The sequence below is a fragment of the Galbibacter sp. genome (genome assembly GCF_035306585.1).
Taxonomy (GTDB): domain Bacteria; phylum Bacteroidota; class Bacteroidia; order Flavobacteriales; family Flavobacteriaceae; genus Galbibacter.
This window is the reverse complement of the sequence record NZ_DATGNU010000074.1, coordinates 1-8,170: the sequence shown is the minus strand read 5'-3', so window position 1 is coordinate 8,170 and position 8,170 is coordinate 1. Positions and strand designations below refer to the sequence as shown.

Here is an 8,170-nt window from a genome sequence, read left to right as displayed (position 1 = left end):
AGCTTTTGTTCTGTGTTCAACTTACATCCAGGGACCTGTTCTCCGTCTCTTAATGTGGTGTCAAAGATTTGGACTTTTTCTTTACTCATCTTGATTTTTTAATGTAATTTCAGATTTTGAATTACGAATGTATATCTTGTTAGCGTAATTTGTTGTTCCCTTAACTATTTCTTTACAATGTTTAAGGGAACTTTTATAAGCTAAATTATCTGATAATCAATTAATTGAATTTTTATTATTACAATGACAAGTCACCAAAAAGACACTTTATTTATACTGATTAAATCCTTGTCGAAGTCTGAAAAGAGACAATTTAAGTTATACGTAAATAGATTAGGAGTTAATGCGGATGCTAAATTTCTTGCTCTTTTTAATCTATTGGATAAGATGCAGGATTATAAGGAGAGTGAAATTCTAAAAAGTGGCATCGTTAAAAAGCAACAACTATCCAATCTTAAGGCGCATCTCTACAAGCAAATACTAGTGAGTTTACGACTGAACCCTGTCAATCAAAATGTCCGATTGCAAATACGGGAACAACTAGATTTTGCGACTATTCTTTACCACAAAGGATTGTATAAACAAAGTCTAAAGATTTTAGATAAAGCAAAAGCTCAGGCCATCGCTTATCAAGAAAAGGTCGTTGCTTATGAAATTGTGGAGCTGGAGAAGATAATTGAGACGCAGTACATCACTCGAAGTATTAGTGGTAGGGCTGATGAGTTGGCTGTCCAGGCCAAAGAATTAAGCCTTCAAAACGTGTTAACAAGTAAGCTCTCTAATTTATCCCTTCAGTTGTATGGTATTATGCTGCGATTCGGATATGTCAAAAGTGATAAGGAGTATCATTGGGTGACTGATTATTACAAGGCACATATGCCAAAATTTAAACTCGCTGATTTAGATTTTAGGGAGAAGTTATGGTTGTATAAAGCACAGCTGTGGTATAGCTTTTTAACCCAAGATTTTCTGTCCTGTTACAAATACGCCTCCAGGTGGGTAACCCTTTTTTATGACAATGAGAACATGATCTATCTCAATCCTGTGTTTTACCTAAAGGGGGTTAATTATCTTCTTGATTCGATGTTCTATATTAAATATAGGTCGGAGTTTGAAGAATCTTTAGAACGATTGCAACAAACCATTGCAAACTCTAAGTTTCCCCGAAATGATAACCTAGAGGTGCTTTCGTTTTTTTGTATCTATGGCAACAAGCTCAATCTTTACTTTATGAGTGGAGATTTTGAACAGGCGCAACATTTAGAACAGGATATTTTAGATGGAATTAAACGCTATGAAGATAAGATCGATGAACATCATGTAATGGTGTTGTATTACAAATTGGCTTGTATGTATTTTGGGATGGGCGACAATAAAATGTGTATCCAATACCTAAAAAAAATCATCAACAACAAGCAGTTGACCATGCGAGAAGACCTGATGTGTTTTGCCAGGGTTTTAAGCCTGGTAGCTCATTATGAGGCGGGAATGGATTATCACCTCGAGGTACAGTTAAAAAGTACGTACAAATTTCTCTTAAAGATGAACGACTTGCATGAGGTTCAAAAGGAGATGATAAAATTCTTAAGAAACCTCGGAGAGATTTATCCACACGAACTTAAAGATGAATTTAAAAAATTACACACCAGACTTAAGAAGTTTGAAGACCACCCTTATGAGAAAAGGGCCTTTTTATATCTCGATATTATATCGTGGTTAGAGAGTAAAATTGAAAATCGATCTGTGGCGGATATTATTAAGGAGAAGGCCAAAAAACTAAACCGTTAATTTGGCTGCTCAGAAAAATCACCTCCAGCAGGTAGCCCAATTAAATTTTGCAGTTATTTGCATTAGTACCTCTGGGGTATGGGGACGCTATATTACTCTTGAGCCAGAACAGATTATTTTTTTTAGGGCTTTTCTGGCGCTTGTTTTTGTCTACTTATTGTGTCGGTTTAACCACTTGAGTTTAAAGCTTGAAAAAGGAAAAGACACCTATACTGTTTTATGGTGTGGACTGTGTTTTGGGATTCATTGGGTGAGCTATTTTTACGCTTTAAGCCTATCAAGTGTGGCCATTGGAATGCTAGCCATTTACACCTATCCGGTGATAACTTCTTTCTTGGAGCCGGTGTTACTTAAAACCTCCTTTGTGAAAGCACATCTTGTGTTGGGGGTACTAGTGATTACGGGCATATATTTTTTGGTTCCTGATATCGACTTTTCTAATTCACAGTTTGTGGCGATTTGTTTAGGGGTGATTTCTGCCTTTTTTTATGCCGTGAGAAATATTATGATTAAGCCCAAGGTACAGTATTATAATGGCTCGGTGCTGATGATGTATCAATTATTGGTGATCAGTATACTGATGGCACCATTGTTGTATTTTACTAATTTTAGTAAGCTTTATACAGCCTTGCCAGGTATTGTGTTTTTGGCTTTGATTACCACCACCCTTGGACATACCTTATTGTTAAGGAGCCTTAAGTACTTCAGTGCTACTACCGCTAGTATTATGAGTAGTGTACAGCCCGTCTACGGTATTGTTATGGGAATGTTGTTTCTAGGGGAATTTCCGGCATGGCATACCCTTATAGGAGGAGCGCTCATCCTTACTGCTGTAGGGGTCGAAAATATACGGACCTTTAAAGGTACGGCTGGTAGACAATAGCGGGTTATAAATCCTAATTTAGGTTCTTAGCCAAAGGATTGCATGTTGACTAGTTTTTGGTATACCCCATTTTTGTCCATTAATTCCTGATGAGTACCTTGCTCTACGATAACGCCTTTTTGCATCACTGCAATAAGGTCTGCATTTTGTATAGTAGAGAGACGGTGTGCAATAACGATGGAAGTTCTATTTCGCATCATCTTCTCCAGGGCATCCTGTACTAGTTTTTCACTCTCTGTATCCAATGCTGAGGTGGCCTCATCTAGAATCATTATTGGCGGGTTTTTAAGAACCGCTCTGGCGATGGAAAGTCGTTGTTTTTGTCCACCACTTAGTTTACCTCCCGCATCCCCGATGGAAGTCTGGAAGCCATGTGGTAATTCATTGATAAATTCAAGGGCGTTGGCAATTTTAGCTGCGTGTTCTACCTGCTCTGCGGTGGCATCTAATTTACCAATGCGAATATTGTTTTCAATGGTATCGTTAAAGAGAATGGAGTCCTGGGTAACAATTCCCATAAGTCCTCGAAGACTCTTTAATGATAGTTCTTTAATGTTATGCCCGTCGATTTCTATACTCCCGCTATTGACATCGTAAAAGCGCGTGACTAAATTGGCGATGGTACTTTTTCCACTCCCTGATTGTCCTACTAGTGCTACGGTTTTACCTTTAGGGATCGTTAGGTTAAAGTCATTTAATACATAGTCATCTTCGTACTTAAAAGAAATATGGTTCAAATCGATTTGATGCTCAAAGGTTGTTTTGTCAATGGCATTTACCGCGTCTTTAATGTTGTTCTCTGTCTCTAATACCTCTAGTACACGTTCCGCTGCAGCATTTCCCTTTTTTACACCGTAGGATGCCTTACTAATGGCCTTTGCTGGTGTTAGGATATTATAAGCGAGTCCCATATAGGCTATAAATGAGGAAGGATCTAAGCTCTGGGTAATAAGCACCATACGACCTCCAAACCACAGTAAGATACCGATTACCAAAATCCCTAAAAATTCACTTGTGGGGGAGGCCAAATTCTGGCGATTAAGCAAGCTATTGGAGAATTTGTAAAAACGGCCTGTAGAGTTTTTAAAATGATTGGTAAATCTATTCTCTGCATTAAAAGCCTTGATGACTCTAAGGCCACCTAATGTCTCCTCTATAATAGATAAGAAGTAGCCTTGTTCCTTCTGAACATTGTCTGACTGTTTTTTTAGTGATTTCCCAATTCTGGAGATCAATAAACCAGAAATAGGAATAAAGATAAATACAAAGAGCGTTAACTCCACACTAATTCCAAACATCACTACAATGGTAAATAATATGGTAAGGGGCTCTCTTACTATGAGTTCCAATATGGATAAGAAAGAGTGCTGAATTTCAAGGACATCGGATGTGATTCTTGCAATGACATCCCCTTTTCTTTTTTCAGTATAATAGGAGACGGGTAGTTGGACTACCTTACTATATAAACTGTTTCTAATATCTTTTAGCACCCCATTTCTAAGAAAGGTGATAAAGTACATAGCCAAGTAATTAAATAAATTCTTCAGTAAGAATAATGAAATCACTAAACCGATTACTAGTACCAGCGCTTTCATCTTATCATCCCCTGCGTATTGGGTGGTCCAATAATTTAAATAATTAAATATGTAATCTTTAAAATTGCCAATTTGATCCAGATTAGGTCGCACGGTCACAGGTTTGGTTTGCCCGAACAATACATCTAACATTGGAATAAGTGCTAAAAATGATAATGAGCTAAATAAGGCGTAGAGAATATTAAAAAAAATGTTGAGAAATCCGTACTTTTTATACGGTATCGCAAAACGTAGAATTTTTTTGAAGTAGTTCATATTTAATTAGCAATTCTAAGATTTAACACTTTGGTGTAATTGGTGTAAGAGTGCAAATTTACATTTTATTATAACAAAGCCCGTTGTTTAGAACGGGCTATTTTTTACGAATTCATTGCATCTTGATTCTAATACATTAATCCAAGGGTAGTTCTTTGATAATGCGATCAATCTTTTGGTTCAATATACCAATGGCTTGATGGTACTGCTCGGCACTCTCTAAATAACCTTTGACACTGAAATAAAACTTAATTTTTGGTTCCGTTCCACTTGGTCTTGCAGCAATCTTACTTCCATCTTCTGTATAATAAATCAGCACATTGGATTTTGGAATATCCATGGTCTCGGAGGTGGAATCTTCTACATTAAGCCGGGTTGAATTGGCGTAATCTTCGATACGAATTACCTTAGAACCATCAATGAATTTAAGTGGATTTTCCCGTAATTGGATCATCATTTGCTTGATCTGATGGGCGCCGCTGATTCCCTTTTTGGTCAGCGATATCAATTTTTCATAATACAGTCCCATATCTAGGTAACAATCTATAAGATCCTTGTAAAAAGAACTTCCATTTGACTTAGCGGTAGCGGCTATTTCACAGGCCAATAAAGCAGCGGTTATAGCGTCTTTATCTCGAACAAAATCCCCTACCATAAATCCAAAGCTCTCTTCACCACCTCCAATAAATTGTTCTTCAGGATAATCGACAATCATTTTTGCGATCCATTTAAATCCCGTCAAAGCTTCGCGGTACTTAACCTTGTATTTATCAGCGAGCACCTTCATCATTGGAGTAGATACAATGGTAGAGGCAATGAATTGATTTCCGTTAATTTTCCCCTGCTTTTTCCAGTTCTCTAGTAAAAAACGGGTCATTAGGATCATCGTCTGATTACCGTTTAATAAGGTCATTTTTCCATTGTGATCTCGAACGGCAATGCCAAGTCGATCACCATCTGGGTCGGTTCCAATAACCATATCCGCGTTTAATTCATCAGCTAATGTAATAGCCATGGCTAAGGCCTCTGGTTCCTCAGGATTTGGAGAGGCTACCGTTGGAAAATCCCCATCGGGTTTGGCTTGGCTTTCCACAATATGGACATTGTTATAACCAGCACTTTTTAATACCGCTGGCAAAAGGGTAATGGAGGTTCCGTGTAAAGGAGTAAAAACAATAGAGAAATCATCTTTGTTTTTAGCTCCAAAACCAGCATTGGCCACACTGGCCTTAACAAACGCTTGATCAATTTCTTTATCAATATATTCAATTAAACCCTCATTGCTGTTAAAATTAATATCCTCAAAGGAGAGCCTGTCAATATGTTGAATGATTTGATGGTCATTTGGAGGTACAATTTGACCGCCATCTTGCCAATACACTTTATATCCGTTGTATTCTGGAGGATTGTGTGAGGCGGTAAGTACAATTCCACAATGACAATGAAGGTATTTTAAAGCAAAAGATAGTTCTGGAGTAGGGCGGAGGTCTGAAAACAAATAAACCTTTATCCCATTGGCAGAAAATACTTCTGCAACTACCTTAGCCAAGGTATCGCTATTATGACGACAGTCATAAGCAATGGCCACTTTTAATTGTTCCCCAGGAAATTGTTCCTTTAAATAGTTACTAATTCCTTGGGTGTTTTTACCCAGGGTGTATTTATTGATTTTATTTGTTCCAGCGCCCATGGTCCCTCGCATACCACCAGTGCCAAATTCTAAATTCTTATAAAACCGTTCTCTTAATTCTTCAGGATCGTTGTCCATTAGCTGTTGTACTTCTTTTCTTGTTTGAGGGTCAAAAGTGTCAACTAACCACGCTGAAGCATTTTTGATAATTTCTTCTATTTCCATCTACTGTACTTTTGTTTAATTGCCTTAGGTTTTTCAATGTTCCCTAAAGGTTAAAAATTCACTGTTTCTACGATTTTATATCGATTTTCTTGTTTTCTAGATCGAAGGATAAGTTCTCCTAAAAATCCAGCAATAAATAACTGGGTTCCAATCACCATAGCTATAAGGGAGATATAAAACTGTGGGCGTAATGCAATTAAACGGCCGTAAGGGTTGATAAATAACTTATCGATTCCCAGATAGGCTGCAAATCCAAATCCTATGATGAACATTACAACACCCCAGGCTCCAAACAAATGCATGGGTTGTTTTCCAAAGCGCGATACAAACCAAATTGTAATTAAATCCAAGAATCCATTTATAAAACGTTCCATTCCAAATTTAGTACTTCCATATTTTCTGGCCTGGTGTTTAACAACTTGCTCTTCTATTCTTGTAAAGCCAGCGTTTTTAGCTAAAACTGGGATGTAGCGATGCATCTCGCCATGTACATCGATCGATTTAACGACCTCGTTGCGATAAGCTTTTAAACCGCAGTTAAAATCATGTAATTGGACACCAGAGGTTTTTCTTGCTGCCCAGTTAAATAGCTTAGAAGGAAGGTTTTTAGCTAAAACGGAATCGTATCTGACTTTTTTCCATCCGGAAATAAGATCTAATTGTTCGCTTTTAATTCGCTTGAATAGTTGAGGGATTTCTTCTGGATTATCTTGAAGATCCGCATCCATAGTGATAACGACATCTCCTTTAGCTTCTATAAAACCAGCATGTAAGGCTTGAGATTTTCCAAAATTTTTTAAAAATCGTATGCCTTTTACTTGAGGATCTTTAGAGGATAGTGACTGAATAATGTTCCAGGATTGATCATTACTTCCATCGTCTATAAATATAATTTCATAAGAAAAACGATTGGATTGCAAGATTTCTGCAATCCAATCGTGTAATTCTTTTAAAGACTCTTGTTCATTGAGTAGTGGTATTACTACTGATATATCCATGAAACTTAATTAACACTGTAACTGTGTTCAAAGATATAAATTAGAATTCATTTTTTCCTTTTTTCACGATAAGTCCTGTGATTAAAGAGACTACAAAACCGATGAAAATATTAAAAATCAAAATGAAAGGGTAGGTCACCCAGAAGAACTTTTGTTGCATTTCTACTGCATTATCCAATTGCTCTTGGGTCATTTCTGGATATTGTTCGCGCATTCCAGCTCGGCTTAATTCCGCAATTTGCTCATGGAAGTTTGGGTCGATAAAGTTTACATAGACCAATATATATAGAACAGCGATTATTCCTCCAATAAGGGAAGCTCCTACTCCTATTTTTAAAGCCTCTGAAAGGGTTATATAACCATCGTTTAACTTTTTAAATTGAATGATTGCTAAGAGAATTACCCCTATTAGCATAATCATGGAGACAATATTTTTTGCCATTCCTTGGTCGTATTGCATATCCATAAAATGAAGCATTAAGCTAAAGACTATGGTTAATGCGCCAAGTATTAATCCGTACCGCAAAGCGAACTGTCCTGTAGTGGGTTGAGTATTATCCATTTTTATAGTTGATTTTGTTTCTATAAAGTTAGTATGAAATAGTGTATATTTGTTACATAAATAGCGAAATTAATATTCAACTATAAATTTTGGATCAAAAGTGTTGGGGATTCAAAATAATTATATAAATTTGCAGCTCGAAAAATCGAAAGAATAAGATAGTTAAAAATATAAAGGCGATGAAAAAAGGTATACATCCAGAAAATTATAGATTAGTAGCATTTAAGGATATGT

6 protein-coding genes are annotated in these 8,170 nt (G+C 36.7%); 2 read left to right on the top strand and 4 right to left on the bottom strand.

Annotated features, from left to right (window positions below; all coding sequences use genetic code 11):
* The first annotated feature begins 243 nt into the window (after positions 1-243).
* On the top strand, positions 244-1,788 hold the full coding sequence (locus VKY50_RS07405; RefSeq protein WP_324300417.1) for a hypothetical protein: 1,545 nt from the start codon (positions 244-246) through the stop codon (positions 1,786-1,788).
* A 1-nt stretch (position 1,789) separates the two neighbouring features.
* On the top strand, positions 1,790-2,671 hold the full coding sequence (locus VKY50_RS07400) for a DMT family transporter (RefSeq protein WP_324300415.1): 882 nt from the start codon (positions 1,790-1,792) through the stop codon (positions 2,669-2,671).
* A gap of 26 nt (positions 2,672-2,697) precedes the next feature.
* Here VKY50_RS07400 and VKY50_RS07395 read toward each other — a convergent pair whose 3' ends face one another.
* From VKY50_RS07395 to VKY50_RS07380, 4 genes are all read right to left on the bottom strand, one after another.
* On the bottom strand, positions 2,698-4,521 hold the full coding sequence (locus VKY50_RS07395) for an ABC transporter ATP-binding protein (protein ID WP_324300412.1): 1,824 nt from the start codon (positions 4,519-4,521) through the stop codon (positions 2,698-2,700).
* Positions 4,522-4,657: 136 nt separating this feature from the next.
* Entirely contained in the window at positions 4,658-6,376 is a 1,719-nt protein-coding gene (locus VKY50_RS07390; RefSeq protein ID WP_324300411.1) for a phospho-sugar mutase, read from the bottom strand.
* A gap of 50 nt (positions 6,377-6,426) precedes the next feature.
* Positions 6,427-7,374, bottom strand: a complete 948-nt coding sequence (locus VKY50_RS07385; protein ID WP_324300409.1) for a glycosyltransferase family 2 protein — start codon at positions 7,372-7,374, stop codon at positions 6,427-6,429.
* 40 nt (positions 7,375-7,414) lie between these two features.
* Entirely contained in the window at positions 7,415-7,936 is a 522-nt protein-coding gene (locus VKY50_RS07380; RefSeq protein WP_324300407.1) for a DUF4199 domain-containing protein, read from the bottom strand.
* Positions 7,937-8,170: the final 234 nt, after the last annotated feature.

Coding starts and splice junctions, on each gene's coding strand:
- VKY50_RS07405 (WP_324300417.1), top strand. CDS start 244: ATGACAAGTCACCAAAAAGACACTTTATTTATACTGATTAAATCCTTG.
- VKY50_RS07395 (WP_324300412.1), bottom strand. CDS start 4,521: ATGAACTACTTCAAAAAAATTCTACGTTTTGCGATACCGTATAAAAAG.
- VKY50_RS07390 (WP_324300411.1), bottom strand. CDS start 6,376: ATGGAAATAGAAGAAATTATCAAAAATGCTTCAGCGTGGTTAGTTGAC.
- VKY50_RS07385 (WP_324300409.1), bottom strand. CDS start 7,374: ATGGATATATCAGTAGTAATACCACTACTCAATGAACAAGAGTCTTTA.
- VKY50_RS07380 (WP_324300407.1), bottom strand. CDS start 7,936: ATGGATAATACTCAACCCACTACAGGACAGTTCGCTTTGCGGTACGGA.